This window comes from Saccharopolyspora flava (assembly GCF_900116135.1).
GTDB lineage: Bacteria > Actinomycetota > Actinomycetes > Mycobacteriales > Pseudonocardiaceae > Saccharopolyspora > Saccharopolyspora flava.
Genome location: NZ_FOZX01000004.1, coordinates 389,880 through 411,487, shown reverse-complemented (window position 1 = coordinate 411,487; position 21,608 = coordinate 389,880). Strand labels below are relative to the sequence as shown.

The 21,608-nt window shown below is 71.9% G+C and carries 21 protein-coding genes; 12 read left to right on the top strand and 9 right to left on the bottom strand.

Features of this window, described 5'->3' with window-relative positions; translation table 11 throughout:
* From BM424_RS15300 to BM424_RS15270, 7 genes are read left to right on the top strand one after another with little or no spacing between them, the layout of a single operon-like run.
* Entirely contained in the window at positions 1 to 1,197 is a 1,197-nt protein-coding gene (locus BM424_RS15300) for an MCE family protein (protein ID WP_093417982.1), read from the top strand.
* Positions 1,194 to 2,186 carry an MCE family protein gene (locus tag BM424_RS15295; RefSeq protein ID WP_093417979.1) on the top strand — a complete coding sequence of 331 codons (993 nt, stop codon included), beginning with the start codon at positions 1,194 to 1,196 and terminating at the stop codon, positions 2,184 to 2,186. The genes BM424_RS15300 and BM424_RS15295 overlap by 4 nt, the downstream gene beginning before the upstream one ends.
* On the top strand, positions 2,183 to 3,169 hold the full coding sequence (locus BM424_RS15290) for an MCE family protein (RefSeq protein ID WP_093417976.1): 987 nt from the start codon (positions 2,183 to 2,185) through the stop codon (positions 3,167 to 3,169). Before BM424_RS15295 ends, BM424_RS15290 begins: the two co-directional genes overlap by 4 nt.
* On the top strand, positions 3,166 to 4,248 hold the full coding sequence (locus tag BM424_RS15285; RefSeq protein ID WP_093417973.1) for an MCE family protein: 1,083 nt from the start codon (positions 3,166 to 3,168) through the stop codon (positions 4,246 to 4,248). The genes BM424_RS15290 and BM424_RS15285 overlap by 4 nt, the downstream gene beginning before the upstream one ends.
* Positions 4,245 to 5,222: an MCE family protein gene (locus BM424_RS15280; RefSeq protein WP_093417971.1), complete on the top strand. Its 978-nt coding sequence runs from the start codon at positions 4,245 to 4,247 to the stop codon at positions 5,220 to 5,222. Before BM424_RS15285 ends, BM424_RS15280 begins: the two co-directional genes overlap by 4 nt.
* Positions 5,219 to 6,421, top strand: coding sequence for an MCE family protein (locus BM424_RS15275; RefSeq protein WP_093417968.1), 1,203 nt, complete (start codon positions 5,219 to 5,221; stop codon positions 6,419 to 6,421). Before BM424_RS15280 ends, BM424_RS15275 begins: the two co-directional genes overlap by 4 nt.
* Entirely contained in the window at positions 6,421 to 6,951 is a 531-nt protein-coding gene (locus BM424_RS15270) for a hypothetical protein (protein WP_093417966.1), read from the top strand. Before BM424_RS15275 ends, BM424_RS15270 begins: the two co-directional genes overlap by 1 nt.
* Before the next feature lie 114 nt (positions 6,952 to 7,065).
* Here BM424_RS15270 and BM424_RS15265 read toward each other — a convergent pair whose 3' ends face one another.
* Positions 7,066 to 8,208: an acyl-CoA dehydrogenase family protein gene (locus BM424_RS15265; protein ID WP_093417963.1), complete on the bottom strand. Its 1,143-nt coding sequence runs from the start codon at positions 8,206 to 8,208 to the stop codon at positions 7,066 to 7,068.
* Positions 8,209 to 8,441: 233 nt separating this feature from the next.
* Between BM424_RS15265 and BM424_RS15260 the strand changes: the two genes are divergently transcribed.
* Positions 8,442 to 9,293, top strand: coding sequence for an oxygenase MpaB family protein (locus BM424_RS15260; RefSeq protein WP_245775869.1), 852 nt, complete (start codon positions 8,442 to 8,444; stop codon positions 9,291 to 9,293).
* A 72-nt stretch (positions 9,294 to 9,365) separates the two neighbouring features.
* Here the strand turns inward: BM424_RS15260 and BM424_RS15255 are convergent, their stop codons facing one another.
* Positions 9,366 to 10,532, bottom strand: a complete 1,167-nt coding sequence (locus BM424_RS15255; RefSeq protein ID WP_093417957.1) for an MFS transporter — start codon at positions 10,530 to 10,532, stop codon at positions 9,366 to 9,368.
* Positions 10,533 to 10,649: 117 nt separating this feature from the next.
* Between BM424_RS15255 and BM424_RS15250 the strand changes: the two genes are divergently transcribed.
* Entirely contained in the window at positions 10,650 to 11,498 is an 849-nt protein-coding gene (locus BM424_RS15250) for a helix-turn-helix domain-containing protein (RefSeq protein ID WP_245775868.1), read from the top strand.
* A 242-nt stretch (positions 11,499 to 11,740) separates the two neighbouring features.
* On the opposite strand, the gene aztD is transcribed toward BM424_RS15250, so the two are convergent.
* From aztD to aztB, 4 genes are read right to left on the bottom strand one after another with little or no spacing between them, the layout of a single operon-like run.
* Entirely contained in the window at positions 11,741 to 12,901 is a 1,161-nt protein-coding gene (aztD, locus tag BM424_RS15245; RefSeq protein WP_093417951.1) for a zinc metallochaperone AztD, read from the bottom strand.
* Between the two features lie 21 nt (positions 12,902 to 12,922).
* The gene (gene aztC, locus BM424_RS15240; RefSeq protein WP_093417948.1) at positions 12,923 to 13,825 is read right to left on the bottom strand and encodes a zinc ABC transporter substrate-binding protein AztC; all 903 of its coding nucleotides are present in this window, start codon (positions 13,823 to 13,825) and stop codon (positions 12,923 to 12,925) included.
* The gene (locus BM424_RS15235; RefSeq protein WP_093417945.1) at positions 13,822 to 14,964 is read right to left on the bottom strand and encodes a WD40 repeat domain-containing protein; all 1,143 of its coding nucleotides are present in this window, start codon (positions 14,962 to 14,964) and stop codon (positions 13,822 to 13,824) included. The genes aztC and BM424_RS15235 overlap by 4 nt, the downstream gene beginning before the upstream one ends.
* A complete protein-coding gene (gene aztB / locus BM424_RS15230; protein ID WP_093417942.1) occupies positions 14,961 to 15,827 on the bottom strand; it encodes a zinc ABC transporter permease AztB in 867 nt (288 codons plus the stop codon). The genes BM424_RS15235 and aztB overlap by 4 nt, the downstream gene beginning before the upstream one ends.
* Positions 15,828 to 15,874: 47 nt before the next feature.
* Here aztB and aztA point away from each other — a divergent pair, with 47 nt between their 5' ends.
* Complete coding sequence (gene aztA, locus BM424_RS15225; RefSeq protein ID WP_425442017.1) at positions 15,875 to 16,609, top strand: zinc ABC transporter ATP-binding protein AztA; 735 nt, start codon at positions 15,875 to 15,877, stop codon at positions 16,607 to 16,609.
* A gap of 2 nt (positions 16,610 to 16,611) precedes the next feature.
* Here the strand turns inward: aztA and BM424_RS15220 are convergent, their stop codons facing one another.
* Positions 16,612 to 17,652: a hypothetical protein gene (locus BM424_RS15220; RefSeq protein ID WP_245775867.1), complete on the bottom strand. Its 1,041-nt coding sequence runs from the start codon at positions 17,650 to 17,652 to the stop codon at positions 16,612 to 16,614.
* A 516-nt stretch (positions 17,653 to 18,168) separates the two neighbouring features.
* On the opposite strand from BM424_RS15220, the gene BM424_RS15215 reads away from it, so the two are divergent.
* Positions 18,169 to 19,158, top strand: coding sequence for an AraC-like ligand-binding domain-containing protein (locus tag BM424_RS15215; protein ID WP_093417937.1), 990 nt, complete (start codon positions 18,169 to 18,171; stop codon positions 19,156 to 19,158).
* Here the strand turns inward: BM424_RS15215 and BM424_RS15210 are convergent.
* Together BM424_RS15210 and BM424_RS15205 are read right to left on the bottom strand one after the other, a co-directional pair.
* On the bottom strand, positions 19,137 to 19,439 hold the full coding sequence (locus tag BM424_RS15210; RefSeq protein WP_093417934.1) for an EthD family reductase: 303 nt from the start codon (positions 19,437 to 19,439) through the stop codon (positions 19,137 to 19,139). The genes BM424_RS15215 and BM424_RS15210 overlap by 22 nt on opposite strands.
* Positions 19,439 to 20,698 (bottom strand): styrene monooxygenase/indole monooxygenase family protein, encoded by a 1,260-nt coding sequence (locus tag BM424_RS15205; protein ID WP_093418291.1) that lies wholly within the window; start codon positions 20,696 to 20,698, stop codon positions 19,439 to 19,441. The genes BM424_RS15210 and BM424_RS15205 overlap by 1 nt, the downstream gene beginning before the upstream one ends.
* Before the next feature lie 281 nt (positions 20,699 to 20,979).
* On the opposite strand from BM424_RS15205, the gene BM424_RS15200 reads away from it, so the two are divergent.
* Positions 20,980 to 21,492, top strand: a complete 513-nt coding sequence (locus BM424_RS15200) for a flavin reductase family protein (protein ID WP_093417931.1) — start codon at positions 20,980 to 20,982, stop codon at positions 21,490 to 21,492.
* Positions 21,493 to 21,608: the final 116 nt, after the last annotated feature.

The window sequence follows — 21,608 nt, the reverse complement described above, 5'->3', positions numbered from 1 at the left end:
GTGGCGCGGCGGAGCGAGCGGGCGTCGCTGGCCCTGCGCGGGGCCGCGGCGGTGGTGGTGCTGGCGGTGGGCGCGGTGACCGCCGTGGCGGGCAGCGCCGGGGTGTTCAGCGCCGAACCCGAGATCACCACGACGCTGCCGGCCTCGGCGGGCCCGGTCCGGGAGAACACGCCGGTGCAGTACCGGGGCATCAAGGTCGGCGAGCTGGCGCGGGTCGTGCCCGACGACTCGGGCGCGCGGCTGACGATGGAGCTGGATCCGGAGCGGATCGGCGAGATCCCGGCCGGGGTGCGGGTGCGGCTGCTGCCGCGAACCCTGTTCGGCAACCAGTACCTCGACCTCACCGGCCCCGAGCTGCGCGACGGGACGCGGCTGGCCGACGGCGCGCACGTGCCCCGGGACACCTCCCGCCCGACCGCGCAGCTCTACACCACCTACACGCGGATGTACCGGCTGCTCGACGAGCTGGAACCGGCTCAGCTGCAGGTGGCGCTGACCGCGATGGCCGACTCGCTGCGCGGCCGGGGCGAGCGGCTCGGCGGGATGATCGACGACGCCGCGGCGCTGGCCGACGAGGCCGACCCGATCCTGCGCGACCTCGGCCCGGACCTGGCGACGATGGCCGCGGTCGGCGACGACCTGCGCGCCGCCGCACCGGATCTGGTGCGCTCGCTGGACAACGCGGTCGCACTGTCCACTGTGGTCGTCGAGCAGCGGGAGGACATCGGGGCGCTGCTCGGCGGTGGCATCGAGGTCACCGGCCGCGCGCAGCGGTTCCTCGACGCCAACGGCGAGCGGACCGTGGAGCTGGTCCGCGCAGCGGATCCGATCACCGACGTGCTCGGCGCGAACCCGGGCGCGCTCGGCGCGGCCAAGGCGGGCGTGGACACCTTCCTCGACGGCGCGAACCGCGCGTTCTCCACGGGATTCTTCAAGATCCGCGCCAAGGGCAGCCTCGAGAACCCGCACCCGTACACCTCGCGGGACTGCCCCCGCTACGGCTCGCTGGCCGGGCCGAACTGCCGCGCGGAGACCTCCGTCGGACCGGTCGGGTCCGCGCAGGAGGACGACGTGATGCGCCGGCTCGCCCCGCTGCTGCCCGCGCCCGAGCACGCTCCCCCGGCCCCGCCGTCGCCGGACCTGCTCGGGCTGATGCTCGGCCCGGTGGTGCGCGGAACGGAGGTGATGACGCCGTGAAGCAGGTGCGGTGGTTCCGGCTGGCCGCGTTCGCGGTCGTCGCGCTGCTGTGCGGGACGGTCGTGGTGAACACGATCAGCGACCCGGTGACCGGCGCGACCCGCGAGTACCGGGCGGTGTTCAGCAACGCCGAGGGCCTCATCCCGGGCAGCGACGTGATGATCGCGGGCGTGCGCGTCGGCAAGGTCACCGACGTCGAGCTCGACGACGGGCTGGCGCGGGTGTCCTTCGACCTGGCCGCCGACCAGCGGATCCCCTCCGACGGCGTCGCGGCGGTGCGCTACGCCGACATGCTCGGCGGCCGGTTCCTGTCGCTGTCGGCCGGGCGCGGTCCCGCGCTGCCCGAGGGCGCGGAGATCCCGGTGGAGCGCACCCGGCCTCCGCTGGACCTGACCGCGCTGCTCAACGGGTTCAAGCCGCTGTTCGACGCGATCGACCCCGGCCAGGTCAACCAGCTGGCCGGAGAGATCGTCGCGGTCTTCGACGGCGAGCAGGGCACCATCACCGACCTGCTGACCAAGGTCGTGGCGGTGACCTCGGCGCTGGCCGAGCAGGACGAGGTCATCGGGCAGGTCGTGGACAACCTCAACAGCGCCCTGGGCACCGTGAACCAGAACCGGCAGCAGCTGCGCGATCTCATCTCCGGGCTCGCGCAGCTGACCTCGGCGGCCGCGCGGCAGAGCCCGCAGATCGCCGAGTCCGTCGACAACGGCGCCGCGCTGGCCGGGTCGCTCGACGGCGCGCTCGGCGACATCGGGCCGGGCCTGTCGCAGGACGTGCGATCGCTGCGGGAGATCACCTCCGGGATGGTGCGCGACCAGCAGCACTACGCCGCGGCGATGCACGAGCTGCCCGGGTTCCTCACCGCGATCAACCGCGCGGGCGGCTACGGGTCGTGGATGAACGTCTACATCTGCAACCTCAGCGCCTCGGCCGGCGGTGTCGCGGTCGGTTTCGGGGCGGGCCCGCACACGGAGGTGTGCCGATGACCCCCGCGATACCGCCGAAGGCCCTGCGCAACGGTGCGATCGGGGCGATCACCGCGCTGGCGCTGCTGCTGGCCGCGGTGCTGGTGCCGCAGCTGGCCTTCCGCGCCCGCACCCAGGAGCACGTCGCCGAGTTCGCCAACGCCGCCGGGCTGACCACCGGCACCCCGGTCACCGTCGCCGGGGTCCCGGCCGGGCGGGTGACCGGGGTGGAGCTGGCCGGTGACCGGGTGCTGGTGACCTTCCGGGTCGACTCCGGCCAGCGGCTCGGCAGCGCCACCCGGGCCGGGATCAAGATCCGCACCGTGCTGGGAACCCGCTACCTGCAGGTCGATCCGGCCGGGCCGGGCGAGCTGGAGGACCCGATCCCGGTGGCGCGCACTGCCGTTCCCTACAGCCTCGACGAGATCAGCCGGGGCGCCACCGCCACCACCGCCGGGCTCGACACCGCCGCGCTGCAGCGCATGATCGCCACCCTGCGGCAGGCCGCCCCCACCGACTCGCGGCTCACCGGCGACGCGCTGACCGGCATCGGCGACGCCGCCCGCGTCCTCGGCGAGCGCGGCGAGCAGATCGACGAGCTGCTGCGCGGCACCCAGGCCCTGACCTCCACCTTGCTGGAGGAGCAGGACTCGCTGGTCTCGCTGCTCGGCGACGCCCGCCTGGTCGCCGACGTGCTGCACCAGCGGCGGGACGTGCTGCGGCAGCTCATCGCCGACCTCGACGGCGTCACCGCCCAGCTGGACGGGCTGCTGCGCGACAACCGCGACGTCCTCGGCCCGCTGCTGGAGGACCTGCACGCGGTCACCGACTCGCTGGAGCGCAGCGACGCCGACATCGCCGAGACGCTGCGGCAGCTGGGGCCCGCGAGCCGCTACGTCACCAACGCCTCCGGGACCGGGCCGTGGGGCGAGGTCGCGGCTCCGCTCGGGCCCATCCCGGACAACGTGCTGTGCGTGGCCGGACTGCTCGAGGGGTGCCGATGAGACGCGCGTGGACGATCGTGGCCGCCGCGACGCTGCTGGCGGTGCTGGCGGCCACCGGCTGGTACACCGTGCTGCGACCGCAGCAGACCCTGGAGCTCTCGGCGGACTTCGCCTTCGCCGACGGCATCTTCCCCGGCAACCGGGTCGCGATCCTCGGCGTCCCGGTGGGCACCGTGCGCGAGGTGCGACCGGCGGGCCGCGCGGTGCGGGTGACGATGGATCTGCCGCCGGGCACCGAGGTTCCCGCCGACGCGCACGCCTACATCGTCAGTCCGGCGGTGATCAGCGACCGCTACGTCGAGCTCGGGCCCGCCCACACCGTCGGGCCGACGCTCGGCGACGGGACGACGATCCCGCTGTCGCGCACCCACTCGCCGATCAAGTGGGACGAGCTGACCGCCTCGCTGGACACGCTGCTCAAGGCCCTCGGCCCGCAGGGCGCGGCACCCGGCGGGGTGGGTGAGCTGATGCGGGTCGGCGCCGATTCGCTGGACGGGCGGGGCCCGGCGATCCGGGAGGCGATCTCCCGCGTCGCGCAGGCCACCGAGGTGCTCGCCGACGGGCGCGGCGACGTCCAGGCCGTGCTCACCAACGTCGACCGGCTGCTGCAGCTGCTCGTGGAGCGCAAGTCCACACTGGACTCGCTGACGAGCAGCACCTCCGATCTCACAGCGGATTTCACCGCGCAGAGCGATCAGATCAGCTCCACTCTCACCCGGCTGTCGTCCTCGCTGACGCAGGTCGACGGGCTCCTCCGCGAACACGGCGACCGGCTCACCGGCGACGTCGCCCAGCTCACCCGGCTGTCCCGGACGCTGGCCGATCACCAGCGGCAGCTCGCCGAAACCCTCGACGTGCTGCCGCTGGGACTGGACAACCTGCAACGCACCCTGGCGCCCGACGAGCGAATGCGCCTGCGGCTCAACGTCTCCACCAACCTCCGCCAGTTCGACACCACCGCCGCGCTGTGCGAGCGACTGCCGCTGCCGCTGTGCGACGGGCCCGGCATCGTCAACCCCATCCCCATCCCGCTGCCACCGCTCCCGCTGCCCACCGGCACCACCGGAGGTGGCCGATGAGAGCCCGCGCGATCCCCGCCCTCGCCGTGGTGCTGGCCACCGCCTCCTGCGGGATGAACCTGCAGAACGCCGGTGTCGGCACCGGCATCAGCGGACCGAGCAAGCAGATCACCGCCGTGTTCTCCGACGCCGGGCGGCTGCCGCTGGGCGGCGTGGTGCGCGCCGGGCAGGCCGAGGTCGGCCGGGTCACCGCCATCCGCACCCGCGACTTCCGGGCACTCGTGCAGATGGACGTCGAAGCCGACGTCGACCTGCCGCGCGGCACCACCGCGCAGCTGCAACTGGCCTCGCCGCTGGGCGAGGCGTTCGTGATGCTCGACCGGCCGCCGGGCGGGCCGATGCTGGAGGACGGGGCGGTGATCCCGATCGAGCGCACCACCCGCGGCCCCGACATCGAGGACACCCTGGCCGCCGTGGGCACCGTGCTCAACGGCTCCGGGCTGGACCAGGCGCGCACCGTCGTCGGCGAGCTCAGCACCGCGCTGCGCGGGCGCGAGGGCGAGGTGCGCGACCTGCTGCACCAGCTGCAGGAGGTGCTGGGGTCGTTGCAGCGGCACCGCGACGACATCGACCACGTCCTCGCCGCCCTGCACTCCACCTCCGAGGAGCTCGCCCGCAACAAGCCGCTGCTGGAGGCCACGTTCACGCAGGTCAAGCCCGGTGTGGACGTGCTGCTGGCGGAGCGGGACCGGTTCGGGGCGCTGCTGGCCGGCACCGCGTCGCTGAGCGCCACCGCCGACTCCCTCACCCGGCGCACCGCCGGGACGCTCACCGGCGAGGTGCGGCAGCTGCGGCCGGTGCTCGACGAGCTGCGCGGCTTCGACGGGCACCTCGCGAGCACCCTCGACGGCCTCGCCCGGTTCTCGCAGCTGTTCCAGCGGGCCACGCCGGGCGACTACGTGCTGTTCAACGGAACGCTGGACGTGCCGGGCACGCTCGGCGAGGTCGTGGCACCGGGAAGGAGCGGGCCGTGAAGCGGAACCGGTTGATGCTCGCGCAGATCGCGCTGTTCGTGCTGATCGGCATCGGCTGCACGGTCTACGTGGTGACCAACGTGGTGCGCCCGCACCTGATCTCGGCGCCGCACCACGTGACGGTGCGGATGCCCGAGGCCGCCGGCATCACCGAGGACTCGCTGGTGACGTTCCGGGGTGTGGAGATCGGCGCGGTGACCGGGGTGCGCATCGAGGACACCGGCGTGAGCGTGCTCATCGCCATCGACTCCTCGGCCCGCGTGCCCGCCTCCGCGCAGGCGGTGATCGCGATGGACACGCCGATGGCGCTGCAGCACCTGGACCTGCGGGCCGACACCGACGCGGGCCCGTTCCTGCACGACGGCAGCGTCATCCGGCCCGAGCGGACCGCGCGGCCGCTGCCGCTGGAGACGCTGCTGACCGACTTCACCGCGCTCGGCGACACCGTCGACCCGCGCGACGTGAACCGGCTCGGCGAGGCGCTGGCCACCGGGCTCAACGGCACCGGGCCGGAGCTGACCCGCATCCTGGACAACAGCGCTGAACTGCTCAAGGCGACGCGGGAGAACGTGCCTCGGCTGCGCGGCGTCCTCGACAACGGGCGGACCCTGGTCGGCCCGAACGGCGAGCAGGCCGACCGGTTGCGGGTGCTGGCGGCGAACCTGCGGTCGCTGACCGACCAGGTGCGCGCCGACGAGCCGCAGGTGCGGTCGCTGCTGGCCACCGCGCCGGACACGACGCGGCAGGTGGCGCGGTTGATGGCCGACAACGAGCCGTCGGTGACGGCGCTGCTGGGCAACCTCGTCACGACCGGTCAGATCGTCAGCGTCCGGGGCCCGGCGATGCAGCAGGCGCTGGTGTCGCTGCCGGGCACCTTCGGCGGGCTGGGCCGCATCGTGCACGGCGACACCGCCGACTTCGACCTGGTCCTCACCCAGGGGCCGTCGTGCGTCACGCCGATCGAGCGGCGTTCACCCGCCGACGCCGAACCGCGCGAACCGTCCCTGGACTGGCACTGCCCGGGCGACGATCCTCGGATGGGTCAGCGCGGCGCCGCCAACGCGCCCCGCCCGATCGGCACCTACGACACCACCACCGGCGACACCGGCGCCGGCTTCACCCTCGGCACCTCGGGTGGGCAGAGCGAGGTGCTGGGCTCCCGTTCCTGGTACTCGATCCCGCTGCAAGGAGTCCGCTGATGACCGACACCGCCACCCGGGCCGAGCCCGAGCAGCGCCGGGCCGTCCTGAAATCCCTTCGCGCACCGCGTGTTCTGGTCACCGCGGTGATCGCCGTCCTGCTGCTGGGGGCGCTGGCCTGGACCGGTCTGCAGCTCCGCGAGCACCTCGCGGTCGAGTCGGCCCGCGCCGACGCCCAGGAAGCCGCCAAGCGCTACGCCACGGACCTCTCGACCTACGACTACCGGCACCTGGACTCCGGTTTCGCCACCGTCACCGCCCACGCCGAGGGTCAGTTCGCCGAGCAGTACAAGCAGGTCAGCGCCAGCCTCACCGAACTCATCCGGCAGAACCAGGCGGTCTCCCAGGGCACGGTCCTCACCACGGCCGTCGTCTCCGCCGACGAGGATCACGCGGTCGTGGCCCTCTTCGTCGACCAGAAGATCACCAACAAGAACACCCCGGAACCCCGAGTCGACCGAAACCGCATGCAAATGACCCTCACCCACGACAACAACCGCTGGCTCATCACCAACATCCAACTCCTCTAAACCCCACCCGAACGTGCCCTCAAGTCGAATACCGCAGTTTTCGACCGGTCGAATACCGCAGTTTTCGACGGGACGAATACCGGAGTTTTCGACTTGAGGGCACGATCGTGTGGATCAGAGGCCGTAGGTCTTGCCGATGATGTCGCGTTGGATCTCGCTGGTGCCGCCGTAGACGGTGGACACGACCGTGGAGCGGAGCATGGACTCCATGCCGTACTCGGTAGCGTACCCGTAGCCGCCGAGCATCTGCATCCCCTCCAGGGACACGTGCTTGGCGAGTTCGGTGCACTTGAGCTTGACCATCGACGCCTCGCGGGCGAAGACCGCGCCGGGTTCGCGGTCGATGGCCGCGGCGACGCTGTAGAGCAGCAGCTGAGCGCACTCGATCTCGGTGGCCATGTCGGCGATGCGGTGCTTGAGCGCCTGGAACGACCCGATCGGCCTGCCGAACTGCTCGCGCTGCTTGACGTAGTCGAGCGTGTCGTCGAAGGCCCGCCGCGCCGCGCCGACCATGTTGGCGCCGAGGATCATCCGCTCCAGGTTCAGCCCAACCATCAGCTGCGACCACGCCTCGCCGACCGCCCCGACCACGGCCGAGTCGGGCAGGAAGCAGTCGGTGAAGTACAGGTCGTTGACCTCGCGGCCGCCCATCGTCTCGATGCCGCTGATCCGCAAGCCCTCGACGTCGGTCGGCACCATGAACTGGGTCAGCCCGCGATGCTTGGAGTCCTCCTGCGAGGTGCGGGCGATGAGCAGGACGTGGTCGGCGATGTGGGCGTTGGAGCACCAGGTCTTCTGCCCGTTGATCACCCAGCCGCCGTCGGCCCTCTCCGCCCGGCACGTCAGCGCTCCCACGTCCGAGCCGGCGCCGGGCTCCGACATCGACACGGCCTCGACCCGGCCGCGCACGACACCTTCGAGCACGGTGCGCTTCTGCTCCTCGGAGGCGAACTTCTCGTAGGCGGCGGCGGTGATGATCGTGGTGGCGAACCCGCTCATCGGCACCCGCCCGTAGGCGGTCTCCTCCAGGAACAGGCACAGCTCGGTCATGCCCTGCCCGGATCCGCCGTAGGCCTCGGGAAGCGAGATCCCGAGCCAGCCGAGGTCGGCCATCTTGTCGTAGAGGACCTGGTTGTGCGGCTCGGTCCCGCGCGCGGTGAGCTCGTCCCGCTGCTCCTTGGTGCCGCACTCGCGGCGGCAGAACTCGCCGACGGCGTCGACCAGGTCGCTCTGCTCGTCGGTCAGGACTCTCGGCATGGCGTGCCCTCCGTGGCTCTCGCGCGAGTCGTGGTCCCGCGGAGTGTGTCCGCGCTGTTGGCACTCTGTCAACAAGGGCTCTCGGAAACCCGTTCGAATTCGCTCGATCGCCGCTGCCGCAAGCCCTTCGGCGCTGTTGACCTCCGCACAACAGACGGTTACGTTCGAGTCGTCGTTCGCGGTGGGAAGGGAGCAGGATGCGGCGATTCGACCGCCTGAGGACGATCCTCGCGATGGATCCCGAGAGGGACTGCGACGAGATCTATCGGCTGCTGTCCCTGTACGAATTCCCCTGGGACTTCACGCGTTCCCTCGAACTGGCGCTGTTCCGCACCTACGCCGTGCCGAGCATCGGCCGGCTGCTCGACCGCACCGGCGAGTTCGACCGCCGCACCCAGGAGCGCTACGACGACACCGTGCTGGTGCTCTACGAGATCCTCATCCCGGAGTCCCCGGCCTCGCGGGCACGGGCGCTGGACCGGCTCAACCAGATCCACTGGCGCTACCGGATCAGCAACGACGACTACCTCTACACGCTGGCCACGTTCGTGGTGATGCCGGTGCGCTGGATCGAGGAGTTCGGCTGGCGCCGCCTGCACCCCCGCGAGATCCGCGCGCTGACGGCGATGTGGCGGAAGATGGGCGAGGGCATGCGCATCGAGGGCATGCCGGAGACCTACGAGGGGTTCGAGCGGCTGCTCGACGACTACGAGCGCGAGCGGTTCGCCTTCGACGCCGGAGGCAGGCGGGTCGCCGACTCGACGATGCGGCTGTTCGGGTCGTGGTTCCCGCGCCCGCTCTCGCCCGCGGTCACCGACGCCACCCGGCTGCTGATGGACCCGCACCTGCTCGACGCCCTCGACCTGCCCCGCCCGCCCGAGCTCGCCCGCCGCGCGGTCCGCCTCGGTCTCAAGGCCCGGGGCCTGTTCCTCCGGCTGGGCCCACCGCGGCCGGACTCGCGCCCGGTCCTGCCCCGGCCCCGCACCTACCCGGACGGCTACGCCCTCGACGACCTCGGGCCCGACTCCTACCGCCGCAACCCGACGCACCGCGACGCTCCCCCGGCGTGCCCGGTCCTGCACTAGGGCAGTTTTAGCCAGAACCGCCCGGGGTCACCGCAGTGAAATCCCGGGCGGTTCTGGCTAAAACCGTCCCCGTCAGACGGCCTCCAGCACCCGCTCCTCCGGGACCCGAGCCCGAGGCCGCGTGGCCAGGAACGCCACCAGCCCCAGCGCCGACATCCCCGCTCCGACCAGCGCCAGCACCGGGTAGTCGGAGACGCGCGCCAGGACCCCGCCGCCGACGGCGGAGCCGAACGCGACGCCGAAGTTGAACGCGGCCGCCGCGAGGGCCGACACCAGCGCGGACGCGACCCCCGCGACCTGCAGCACGTAGGACTGCAGCGGCGGCACCATCCCGAACCCGGTTCCCCCGAGCAGCACCAGCAGCACGATCACCGCGGGCAGCCACGAGCCCAGCGCCCACAGCGCCAGCAGCGACACGACGAGCCCGCCGAGGATCACCACGACGGTGCCGGTCACGGTCCGGTCGGCGAACCGGCCGCCGAGCGCGTTGCCGGTGATCAGCCCGGCGCCGAACAGCAGCAGCAACCAGGTCACCGAGCCCTGCGACACCCCGGTCACCGAGGTCAGGTACGGGGCGATGTAGGTGTAGACGACGAACAGCCCGCCGTAGCCGAGCGCGATCGCCAGGAACGCCGTCCACAGCCGGCCGTTGCGCAGCACGCCGAAACCGCGCTCCTCGGCCTCTCCCCCGCCGGGTGCGCTGGGCAGCACCAGCCACATCGCCAGCACGCCGACGGCCGCGAGCAGCGACACCACCCAGAACGCCGCCTCCCAGCCCACGGCGCGACCGGCGAGGTTGCCGATCGGCACGGCGATCACGTTGGAGACGGTGAAGCCGGTGAACACCACGGCGATCGCCGTGGCCTGCCGCGACGGGGCGACCAGTCCGCGGGCGACGGTGATCGCCGTGCCGAGGAAACCGCCCAGCATCGCCCCGGCCAGTGCCCGCGACAGCGCGATGACCGGCAGCGAGGCGCTGAGCGCGGTGATGGCGTTGGCGACGAGGAACACCAGCGTCAGGCCGATGACCAGGGGTTTGCGCGGCAGGCGGAGGGTGGCGGCGGCCACCAGCGGGCCGCCGATCACCGCGCCGAGCGCGAAGCTCGTGGTGACCCAGCCCGCCGTCGACACCGGGATGGCGAGGTCCGCGCTGATCAGCGGGAGCAGTCCGTTGGGCACCAGCTCGGCCGTGCCCAGCGCGAACGCGGTCAGGGCCAGAGCGACGATCGGGAATGGCATGACGTCGAGCCTCGGCCGCGCGGCGGGCGGCTACCAGAGCCCGGTTGTGGGCTCCCCGCGATGGGTGGCACTCGCGGGGATACCTTCACCCCGGCCGGTGCGAGCTACCGTGGAGGAGTGAGCGATCCGGGTGAGCTGGGGATCTTCCTGCGGGGCAAGCGCGCGGCGCTGCCTCCGGAGGCGACCCCGTTGAACGGTTTCGGGGTGCGCCGCCGCGTCCCGGGCCTGCGCCGCGAGGAGGTCGCGCAGCTGGCCGGGGTGAGCGTGACCTACTACACGCGCCTGGAGCAGGGCCACAGCCGCAACGCCTCGGACGAGGTGCTGCTGGCGCTGGCCAGGGCGCTGCAGCTGTCGGTGACCGAGACCGAGCACCTCCTCGACCTGGCTCGCGCCCGCCGCACCACGACCGATCCGGGCCCGGAGTCGGCGAGCCCGCGGGCGCTGGAGCTGCTGGCGCTGGTGGCGGAGCGCCCGGCGATCGTGCTCGGCAGGCGCAACGACGTCCTGGCCTGGAACGAGCTGGGCCACGCCCTGGTGGCACCGCACCTGCCCGCTGAGGCTCCCGAGTCGCCGGCGACGCGGCCGTCGCTGCCGCGGATGCTGTTCCTGGATCCGCAGGCCCGCGCGCTCTACCGGGACTGGCCCGCCGAGGCCGCCGACTACGTCGCCTACCTGCGGATGGCCAGCGGCAAGCACCCGGACGACGAGGCGCTGACCCGCATGATCGGCGAGCTGTGCATCCGCGACGACGCCTTCGCCGACCTGTGGGCCTCGGGCCGGGTCAGCGAGTGCGTGGCCGGGACCAAGCCGATGCGCCACCCGAGCGCGGGCGACATCACTGTCGACTTCCAGCTCTGGGCCCAGTCCGACCGCCCCGACCAGCGGCTCGAGCTCTACTCGCTCCGCGACGACCCCGACGGCTCCCGCACCCGAAGCCTCCTGTCCCACCCCGCCACCACCCGCTGACGCGCCACCACCCGAACACCACGGGTGCTCCTTGCCGTGGTCATCAGTGCGCTCAGCGCTGCGGAGGGGACAGTTTTAGCCATAATCACCCATGATCAATGTCCGTTTCGCCCGGACAATAATGGCTAAAACTGTCCACTTCCCTCACCTCGACCACCGAGCCACGCCCGTGACTCACGCCCAGAACAACTAGTGGGACGACGAGGCCCGGCATCGCTGAGATGCCGGGCCTCGTCGTGCGCTCAGTGACCCGCGATCGGGGTCGCGATCTCGTTGGGGGCGTGCGGAAGCGCGCCGGTGGCGGTCTTGTTCCCGGAGGCCAGGTCGATCGCGTGGATCTCGCGCTTGGCGGGGTCGGTCACGTAGGCCGTGCCGCCGCGCACGAACAGCGCCGGGCGCGGCTGCTGCCACTCCAGCGGCTCCTCCCACTGCCCGATGACCGGGATGCTGCGGACCACGCGGGCCTGCACCGGGTCGATCACGTGCAGCTGCCCGTCGGTGCCCAGCACCAGCGCCTCCCCGGCCGGGCCGCGGCCCAGCGAGCGGAAGGTGTAGCTGGTGCCCAGGTCGACCAGCTTCAGCGAGGAGTCGGCGGTGTTGACCAGCGCGACCTGCTGCGGGCGTTCGAGCTCGGCGTGCTCGTCCTGCTTGTAGTCGCCGAGCACGACCGGCGAGTGCTCGCTGCCCGCCTGGTTGCCGATGCGGCCGTAGGGCGTCGGAGCGGCGACCTTGGTGATCTTCCCGTCGCGGTAGATCAGCGCGCCGTTCTCGCAGCCGATGACCACCGCTTCGCCCTGCGCGACGGCCTCGCCGTGCACGCCCGGGCAGTCCTCGTTGCGGGTGATCTCGTGGCGGTGCTCGTCGAGGACCGCGATGCCGGTGCGCTCCTCCTCGTTTCCGAGCGAGAGCACCATCTGCCCGGTGGACAGCTCCACCGCGACGCCGTGGTGGGCCTCGGCGGCGGTGTGCTGGTCGGTGGCGGGCGCGCCGTGGGCGAGCTCGGCGGTGTCGAACGAGGTCACCTCGCCGGTCCCGTCGGAGAACAGCACGGTCCGGCCGGCGTTGCGCACCACGTGCCCGGGCTTGGGCGCCGGGAACGTCACGTCGGTGAGCTCGGCGTGCGCGGCGTCGAGGACCTGGAAGCCCGTCGAGGTCGACACCATCACGTGCTCGGCGTCGCCGGCCGGGTTGAGCCGGTTGAAGCCCGGCAGCGGAATGTCCTGGGCCACGGCCAGGTTCGTGCCGTCGAGCACCAGGATGCCGCCGTCGTAGGTGGTGACGATCGGGTCGGCGACGGTCCGGGCGGGTTCGGCCGGTGCCGGTCCCGCGGCCTGTTCGGTGCCGCACGCGGCCAGTGCCAGCGCCGTCGTGGCGACGGCGATCGGTAAGCGCACTCGTTTCACGGTTTTCTCCCTCTTCTCAGGTCAAGCGCCCAGTCCGGAGGCGATCGCCTCGGTGTTGGCGCGGGTCATCTCCAGGTAGGTGGCGGCACCGCCGCCGGGAGCGGTGAGCGATTCGGAGAACAGCGGCGTCACGCGCACGTCGAGCCCGGCCTGCTCGGCGAGCACCCGCGCCAGCCGGTCGGGTTGCGAGGAGTCGGCGAAGATCGTGCGCACCCCGGCTCGGCGGATAGCTCCGGCCAGCGACGACAGGTCGGAGGCGCTGGGCGAGGCCAGCGTGGTCCCGCTGGGGATCACCGCGCCGACCACCTCGAAGCCGTAGCGCTGGGCGAGGTAGCCGAACACGTGGTGGTTGGTGACGAGCTTGCGCCGCTCCGGCGGGATCCGCTCGAACCGCCGCGCCGTCTCCTCCTCGACCGCCAGCACCTCCGACTTGTACTGCGCCGCAGTGCTTTTCACCGCCGCTGCGTCGATTCCGCCCACGTGGGCCACGATCTGCTCGGCGATGACGTCCACGGCCCGGGCCACCCGGGTCGGATCGGTCCAGAAGTGCGGATCGGGCTGCGAGCCCGGCCCGGCGATGGGCAGCGGGTCCACCCGCTCGGCCACCGCCAGCGTCGGGACGCCTTCGGCCTCGGCGGCCTGGACGTGGCGCTGCACGCCCTCCTCCAGGCCGAGACCGTTGTGCACCACCAGGTCCGCCTGCTCGAGTTCGGCGGCCTGCTGCGCGGAGACCCCGAACGAGTGCGGGTCGGCACCGGGCGCCATGAGCACCGACACCGACGCGCGGTCGCCGACGATCTCGCGGGTGATGTCGCCGAGGATGTTGGTGGTCACGACGACCTGGGCGCGCGGCTGGGCTCCGGCGGAGCAGCCGGTCAGCAGCAGGGCGATCAGCGCGATCAGCGCGAGTGCGGTGCGCTTCATCGGCCGGTCTCCACCACGTGCGCGATCGGTCCGCCGAGCGGGAAGCTGCGGGCGACGCGGAGGCCGTCGTTGTAGTCGATCTCGTGCACGGTGCCGCCGTCGTGGACGTAGGCGCGCGAGGTGTCGATGAGGATGCTCGGCGGTGGCCCGCCGGGTTCGACGACCCGGTTCCGGGCGATCTCGGTGCCGTCCTCCCGGTAGGCCCGCAGGGTGCCGTCGGTGCCGAGCGCCAGCAGCGAACCACCCGCCCCCACGGCGTTGACGCCGGTCACCGGCCCGGTGGGGACGTGGGTGAACGCGCGCTTCGACAGGTCGAGCAGCCAGGCCCCGTCGGTTCCGGCGGTCGCGGCGAGGGTGTCGCTGCCGGGACGCTGGTGGAACTCGGTGGCGCGCGGCGCACCGGGCGGGTAGGCGATCTTCTCGCCCTGGAAACGGCCGTCCTCGGCGGAGACGAGCAGCGCTCCGTCGGCGCAGCCGAACACCACGCCGCGCCGCGTCACCGCGGTGCCCGCGGGTTCCGGGCAGGGCTCGTCGACGCGCGCGGTCTCGGTTCCGGCGCGGTCGAGGACCCGCACCCCGTTCTCGGACGGGGCCAGGACGTGCTGCTCGTAGGGCACGGCCGCGGTGCCGGGCAGCACCCGCGCGGTCCCGGCCCGCTCGATCTCGCCCTCCTCCAGCGCTTCCCGGTTCAGCAGGAGGGTTTCACCGTCCACACCGGACAGCGCGGTGACGGCCTTGTCGCTGTGCGCCTGGACGGGGGTGGCGAGGTCGACGTCGCCGACCTCGCGGATCTGCGCGCGGTAGTGGTGCACGTGGTCGCCGTGGTCGACGGTCCAGCCGCCGCTGTCGACGACGCGCACCGAGTCGGCGCCGGAGAGGTAGGCGAACCGGCCGTCGGTGACGACGTCGCGGATCCCGGGCACGGGAGCGAGGTCGCGGACCTCCTCGGTGAGCAGGTCCAGGACCCGCACCGCTCCCCCGTCGTCGGCGACGACGAGCCGGGACTGCACCTCGGCGGTCTCCTCGGCGCCCTCGACGTAGCCGTGCGGGACCGGTGGCGGTGGCGGGGGTGGTGGTGACGAACAGGCCGCCAGGATCAGCAGGCCTAACGGGAGTGCGCTCAGACTGCGGTGTTTCACGCTACGGGCTCGACTTCCTTCTCGACTTCTCCGGTGATCGCCGCCCGCCACCGGTCGCGCAGCGCGGAGACCAGGGCGGACAGGAAGAACAGGGCCACCGAGGTGGCGGCGATGCCGGCCCCGGCGGCGATGCCCCAGTGCCACGAGGCGAGCAGCCCCAGCACGGTGGCGGCGGCTCCGACGGCGGCGGCTCCGGCCATGACCAGCGGGACGCGGTTCGCCCAGAGCAGGGCGGCGGCGGGTGGCGCGATGAGCAGGCCGAACACCAGCAGCGTGCCGACGACCTGGAAGCACATCACCATCGCCAGCGTCACCAGCCCGGTCATCAGCAGACCGGCCGCTCGCGGACGCATTCCCAGCGTGTGCGCCTTGCGCGGGTCGAAGGTCAGCGCCAGGAACGGCCGGTAGGCGGCCACCGAGATCACGACGGCGATGACCAGCGCGACGACGAGCCGCACCAGGTCGCCGTCGGTGACGGCGAGGACGTCGCCGAACAGGAACCCGGTCAGGTCCACGGCGAAGGACTTCGAGTGCGACACCACGATCACGCCGGTGGCCAGCATCCCGACGAACAGCAGCCCGATCCCGGTGTCCCGGGACAGCCTGCGGGAGCGGTCCAGGGCCGAGACCCCGGCCGCCATCGCGCCCGCGCTCAGCGCCGCACCCAGCAGCAGGTCGCCGCCGAGCACCGAGGCGACGGCCACGCCGGGCAGCATCCCGTGCGACATGGCGTCGGTCAGGAACGCCATCCCCCGCAGCACGACCCAGGTTCCGGCGAGCGCGCAGATCATCGAGACGAGCAAACCCGCCCAGAGCGCGCGTTCGACGAAGGAAACCCCGAACGGGACGAATAGCCATTCCATGTGGTTCAACCTATAATGGAAATGATTGTCGTTCTCAAAGTTGTGGCGTGACTTCGCCCACGACGACCGGAGGGGAAACCGTGAGCGCTCCGTCACCGACCGCAGTGGAGATCACCCGGTTACGGGCCGGGTACCGGGGAAAACGGGTGCTCGACATCGAGTCGGCGGAGATCCCGGCCGCGTCGCTGACCGTCGTGGTGGGCCCGAACGGCGCAGGCAAGTCCACCCTGATGGCCGCACTCGCCGGGACGCTGCCCGGCGACGGCGCGCTGCGGACCCGCTACCGGGGACGGCCGGCGTTCGTGCCGCAGCGCAGCGCGGTCCCGGAAGCGCTGCCCTGCACGGCCTTCGACGCGGTGGCGATGGGCCGCTGGGCCAAGCGGGGCCCGTGGCGCAGGCTCACCGCGGCCGACCGCGCGGCGATCGGCGAGGCCGTGGAAAGGCTGGAGATCACCGCGTTCGCGTACCGGAGTCTCGGCGCGCTCTCAGGCGGTCAGCGCCAGCGCGTCCTCGTCGCCCAGGGGCTGGCCCAGCGCGCGGAGCTGCTGCTGCTCGACGAACCCGACGCCGGCGCCGACCCGCACGCGCGCAGGCTCATCGCCGAGGCGATCCGCGCCGAAACCCGCCGGGGCAGCGCGGTCGTGCAGGTCTCCCACGACCTCACCGAAGCGCGCGCAGCCGATCACTGCCTCCTGCTGCACCGGGGCCGCCTGCGCGCCGCGGGTCACCCCGACGACGTCCTCACCCCGGAGCTCGTCAACGAGGTGTGGGTTCCGGCCTGAGCTCAGGAGTGCTGGAGGGCCTTGAACTCCGGGAGCCAGGCGTAGTTGGGGACGGCGGAGCCGTCGGGTCCGGGACGGATCGTGGCCGAGGCGTAGACGCTGTTGAGCAGCCACGGGGTGCTCTCGGCGTTGAAGTCGGCGCCGGACATCGCCTCGTCCTGGCCGATGCCGTAGGTGGCGACCGCGAGCCTGCCGGTGGCCCGGAACTCGGCCATCTGATCGGTGAGGTAGTGCTTGTTGTTCTCGAACCACGGGCTGGTGCGCAGGAACGCGTACCAGCGCTCCTTCGGGAACGGGTCCCGCAGCGCGTTGCGGATGACCTGCCAGACCGGGGTGTCGCGGGGAATCTCGTACTCGTCGGCGTAGGCGGTCGAGACCGGGTCCTCCAGGTGGTCCTTCCACAGGTGCACCAGGGAGAACTCGGTGACGAGGAAGCGCTTGTCCCCCAGCCTCGGCAGCACGTAGTCGAGGTAGGCCCGGGCGCCGTCGGGTGCGGCGACGTGCGGGTGGATGTCGGTGCCGGCGATCTCCGGCGTCTCGCGGACGAAGCGCATCCAGCGGTCGGTGCCGCTGTTGACCCACTTGCCGGGCTCGTCGAGGTGGTTCAGCGCCCCCATGTGCAGGACCGTCTTGCCGCCGTTCGGGAAGTTCCGCGTCCGGTAGTCGATGACGTGGCGGGCGATCGTCTCGTAGAAGTCGTTGATGGCCCCGTTGGTCCAGTCGTCCTCGGGGCACTCGATGAACGGCTCGTTGCCGATCACCAGGATATCGACCTGGTCCATCACCACCGACAGCACCGCGTCGACCCGGCGAAGGTCGGCGTCCATCTCCGGCGTGCCGGGGCGCGGGATCCGGTCGTGGCCATCGCGCGGGAAGTAGGGGAACTTCAACGACAGCACGGTCCGCAGGTCGCGGCGGCCCGCCTCCAGCAGCGTCTTGATCGCCCGGTGGGCCGCGGGCTCCTGCTCGTCGAACTCGGGCATCGCGGCGAACCCGCGGACCCACGTCGCCTCGGCCTCGCGCAGCTGAGCCCAGGTCATCATGCTCGGGTCCCCGTTGAAGTTCGCCCCCAGCGCCCCGTTCGGTTGCTCACCCGAGCGCAACCCCACCACCGCGGCGTTCCGCCGCACCCCCGGGCCGCCGCACGCGGACGCGGCCGCAACCCCCGCCACCGCGGACAACCGGATCAAACCCCGACGCGACAGTGATCCCATACCCCCACGTATACGCCCCTCACCCCCTCCCCACCCCGCGAATCACCAAACTCCCCGGTCAACACCCCACCCCGAACCCCCGGGTCAAAAACCGCAACATTCATCGGGTCGAAAACCGCGGTTTTTGACCGGTCGAAAACCCCGGTTTTCGACTTGAGTCGCCCGTTCGTGCGAAGTCTGGCGGGGGTGGGATCGTCGAGCGCGGAGACCCTTAACGATCGTTCAGTAATCGGATAGAGTGCGTTCCCACCTGCGTCGATGGCACCGAAGGTCCAAACCGGCACTGGCGGGGACCGATCCGATCGGTTCTCATCCCAGGCGATCGGACACGTCGAGGAGGCGCGCATGGCACCGTTGCCACCGGTCGCGTTCGCGACCGAATCCGTGCTCGCGTGGCAGCGGGTCATCTCGTCGTCGTTCGTGCCGCTGACCGTCGACGACCTCAGCGACGGCCGGTTCGCCGGAACCATCCGCGGCCGCGTCCTCGACGACGTCTTCTTCGCCCGCCTGCGGGTCACGCCGCACGAGGTGCACCGCACCCGGGCGCTCATCGACGCCTCGCAGCGGCTGTTCTACAAGGTGACGCTGATGCTGGAGGGCACCGGCGAGCTCGTCCAGGACACCCGCCGCGCGCTGATGCTGCCCGGCAGCGTCAGCGTCTACGACACCGCGCGGCCCTACGACCTGCGCTTCGCCGACCCGATCGACGCGGTCGTCGTGATGTTCCCGCGCGACCTCGTCGACCCCAGCCCCGATCACGTCCGCGCCATCACCGCCACCTCGCTCGGCCCCGAGGAAGCGCTGACCAGGCTCGTCGCCCCGCTGCTGACCGAGATCGCGCACGACTTCACCGCGCTGGAAGGACCCGCCTCCACCCGGGTGGTGCGCACCGCCGTCGAGCTCATCTCGGCGCTGCTGAGCACCGCCGCGCTCGCCCGCACCGACGACCACGACCGGGAGCACCTGTCGCTCATGCTGCGCATCCGCGAGTACATCCTGGACAACCTCGGCGACAGCGAGCTGAACCCGGAGGGCATCGCCCGCGCCGTGTTCATCTCCACCCGCCACCTGCACGCGCTGTTCCACCAGCAGGGCACCACCGTGTCGGCCTGGATCCGGGAGCAGCGGCTGGAGGCGATCCGCCGCGACCTCGCCGACCCGCTGCACGCGCACCGGCCGATCTCGGAGATCGCCACCACCTGGGGTTATCCGGACGCCTCGCACTTCTCGCGGACCTTCCGGCAGCAGACCGGCGTGGCGCCCAGCGCCTACCGCCGCGCCGCGCTGGAAGAAGCGCGGCGCGGCGGCGGGGATCAGCGGGTCAGCACCGGGTAGTCGAGGACGACGGCGCCCCCGGTGGCGTAGTTGGGCACGTCGGCCTGCACCGCCTGCCCCTCCGGGGAGGCCAGCGCGGCGGCCATCGTGGCCGCGTCCGGGAAGTCGGCCTCGAACAGCGCGAAGTACGGGCTCTCCGGCTCGGCGTGGACCTCGAAGGTGTAGCGGTGGTCCAGCATTCCCGGCAGCTTCGCCGCCAGCGGCAGGTGCGTGCCCTCGTAGTGCGCCTTGAACGCCTCCGGGTCGGTCGGGTGCGGGTACAGGACGAGGAGCTTGTGCATCAGGAGGCCTTTCCGTCGGTGGGGTCGGTGCCGAGCGCGGCGTGCCGGGCGATCGCGGCGTCCACCCGGTCGACGGTGGCGAGCATGTCGCCGTTGCGGTGCGGGTAGCTGAAGTTCTCGGTGAACTCGTCGCACAGGGTGCGCATCTGGGACATGGCGCCGAGCAGCTTCTGCAGTTGCGGCGGCGTCGGGGTGGCGATCATGGTGTTGACCCAGGTGGACAGGCCGTCGACGCGTTCCCGGCGGCGCAGCGCGACCTTCTGCGCGAAGCGCTCGTCGACCACGCCGTCCTCGATGATGGCGTCGGCGGCGACCTGCGCCTCGAACGAGGCGGAGTTGGCGCCCTGCCCGGTCACCGGGTCCACAGTGGAGTGCGCGTCGCCCAGCGACAGCACCACGGTTCCGTCCGGCAGCAGGCGGTAGTCCTCGCGCACCACCGGGCGGACCGCGCCCTGCAGCACGTCACCGGGGCGCATCAGCCGGAACCGCGACTCGTCGATGCGCTCGTAGACCGTCGGGTGGTGCTCCTTGAGCTTGTCGAGGGTGAGCCTGCGGTAGGCCTCGGGATCGTCGGATTCCTTCTGCGTCATCAGGATTTCCAGGTCGCCGCCCGGGACGTTCTCGCAGAGCAGCGCGCTGGCCCAGCCGTCGAAGGTGGTGATCGGCAGGTCCAGCAGCTCGCCGTGACCCGGCGAGATCGACATGGTCACCGCGCGCGGTTCGGTCTGCGCCACGCCGTCCCAGAAGCCGACCGCCAGGTGCCGCTGCGGCGCGGCGTAGGGCGAGACGTCGGGGCGTTCGCCGAAGTACTCGGCGAAGGAGCGCTTGCCCGCGGCGACGACGATGAGGTCGTGGTGGCGGGCCAGCTGCTCGAAGTCGCTGGGTTCGATCGAGCGCTGCTCGATGGTGCCGCCGCGCTCCTCGTACTCGGCCATCAGGCGCGGCAGGTAGATGCGGTAGTCCAGGACGCGCGAGGGCCGCAGGAAGTCGCCGCGGAACACCGGAGGCCCGTCGGGGACGTTGAGGTGGTGGTAGTGGACCTGGTACCCGTACTCCTCGGCCGGCCAGAAGTTCACGCCCATCGCCTCTTCGCGGGCGATGGTGGGCGCGTGGTGCGAGACGCTGTTCTGCGGTCGTCCCGACGCGACCTGCTCGGCGGTCTGGTTGGTGTAGATGCGGGTGCTCACCCCGGCCTGCTGGAGCAGCAGCGCGAGGTGCAGTCCCGCGGTTCCGGCTCCGATGATTCCGATGTTCGGCATCTGCGTCTCCTCGTTGAGGCGTGCCTTCGTCGCGGTCATGGTGGCCCGGTTCGCGCGATCGCGGAAGTGCGCCGGGCCGCCGTTCGCTCAGGGGCGGCTCTGCTGCGCCGGGTGTCAAGGTGGCACCCCGGACGGGCTCGGCGCTGTCCTCCCCGCGCACGGCTCTGTGCAACCCGGGCACGGCGGTCTGCGGCCGTTGCCCGGCCTCGCGCGGGTTCCTACCGTCGATCGGTACCGGAGCGGCCCCGTCCCGGGCCGCCACGACCTGGGAGCGATCGACGATGACCGCAGCCTCGGCCGACAGTGCTGTGCAGGACCTGCGCGGGTGCCTGGGACGGTTCGCCACCGGGGTGGCCGTGGTGACCTTCGACGGCCTCGCCGACGGGCGGGTGAAGCGGCACGGGTTGACGATCAACTCGTTCACCTCGGTCTCGCTGGACCCGCCGCTGGTGCTGGTCGCGATCCAGCGCTCGGTGCGCGCCCACGCCCTGCTGGCCGGGCGGCCGTTCGCGGTCAACGTCCTGGCGGCCGAGCAGCGCGACCTCGCGGTGCACTTCGCGGGCCGCCCCAACGCCGAACCCGGCTGGGTCGAAGGGCATCACGCTCCCCGGCTGGCGGGGACGGCGTCCTGGTTCGAGTGCACCCCGTGGGCCGAGCACGACGGCGGCGACCACACCCTGTTCCTCGGCAAGGTCGAGCGCTTCGACCTGCGGCCGGGCCCCTGCCTCGGCTTCGCCGACGGCACCTTCTTCACCCTCCCGGACAGCCCGAAGCTCACCGGAGGGCAGTTTTAGCCACAACTGCCCGGGATATAGGGGCGGTTTTGGCGAAAACTGTCCCGCTCCGGGGATCTTGGTATCGGGACAGTTCTGGCAAAAACTGTCGTGCTCCAGGGCCCCGGCGGTCCGGA

What these genes read in the sequence shown, in the direction of transcription:
- BM424_RS15290 (WP_093417976.1), top strand. Translation starts at nt 2,183, where the DNA reads ATGACCCCCGCGATACCGCCGAAGGCCCTGCGCAACGGTGCGATCGGG.
- BM424_RS15285 (WP_093417973.1), top strand. Translation starts at nt 3,166, where the DNA reads ATGAGACGCGCGTGGACGATCGTGGCCGCCGCGACGCTGCTGGCGGTG.
- BM424_RS15280 (WP_093417971.1), top strand. Translation starts at nt 4,245, where the DNA reads ATGAGAGCCCGCGCGATCCCCGCCCTCGCCGTGGTGCTGGCCACCGCC.
- BM424_RS15270 (WP_093417966.1), top strand. Translation starts at nt 6,421, where the DNA reads ATGACCGACACCGCCACCCGGGCCGAGCCCGAGCAGCGCCGGGCCGTC.
- BM424_RS15265 (WP_093417963.1), bottom strand. Translation starts at nt 8,208, where the DNA reads ATGCCGAGAGTCCTGACCGACGAGCAGAGCGACCTGGTCGACGCCGTC.
- BM424_RS15260 (WP_245775869.1), top strand. Translation starts at nt 8,442, where the DNA reads ATGGATCCCGAGAGGGACTGCGACGAGATCTATCGGCTGCTGTCCCTG.
- BM424_RS15255 (WP_093417957.1), bottom strand. Translation starts at nt 10,532, where the DNA reads ATGCCATTCCCGATCGTCGCTCTGGCCCTGACCGCGTTCGCGCTGGGC.
- aztC (WP_093417948.1), bottom strand. Translation starts at nt 13,825, where the DNA reads ATGAAGCGCACCGCACTCGCGCTGATCGCGCTGATCGCCCTGCTGCTG.
- aztB (WP_093417942.1), bottom strand. Translation starts at nt 15,827, where the DNA reads ATGGAATGGCTATTCGTCCCGTTCGGGGTTTCCTTCGTCGAACGCGCG.
- BM424_RS15220 (WP_245775867.1), bottom strand. Translation starts at nt 17,652, where the DNA reads ATGATGACCTGGGCTCAGCTGCGCGAGGCCGAGGCGACGTGGGTCCGC.
- BM424_RS15215 (WP_093417937.1), top strand. Translation starts at nt 18,169, where the DNA reads ATGGCACCGTTGCCACCGGTCGCGTTCGCGACCGAATCCGTGCTCGCG.
- BM424_RS15210 (WP_093417934.1), bottom strand. Translation starts at nt 19,439, where the DNA reads ATGCACAAGCTCCTCGTCCTGTACCCGCACCCGACCGACCCGGAGGCG.
- BM424_RS15205 (WP_093418291.1), bottom strand. Translation starts at nt 20,698, where the DNA reads ATGCCGAACATCGGAATCATCGGAGCCGGAACCGCGGGACTGCACCTC.
- BM424_RS15200 (WP_093417931.1), top strand. Translation starts at nt 20,980, where the DNA reads ATGACCGCAGCCTCGGCCGACAGTGCTGTGCAGGACCTGCGCGGGTGC.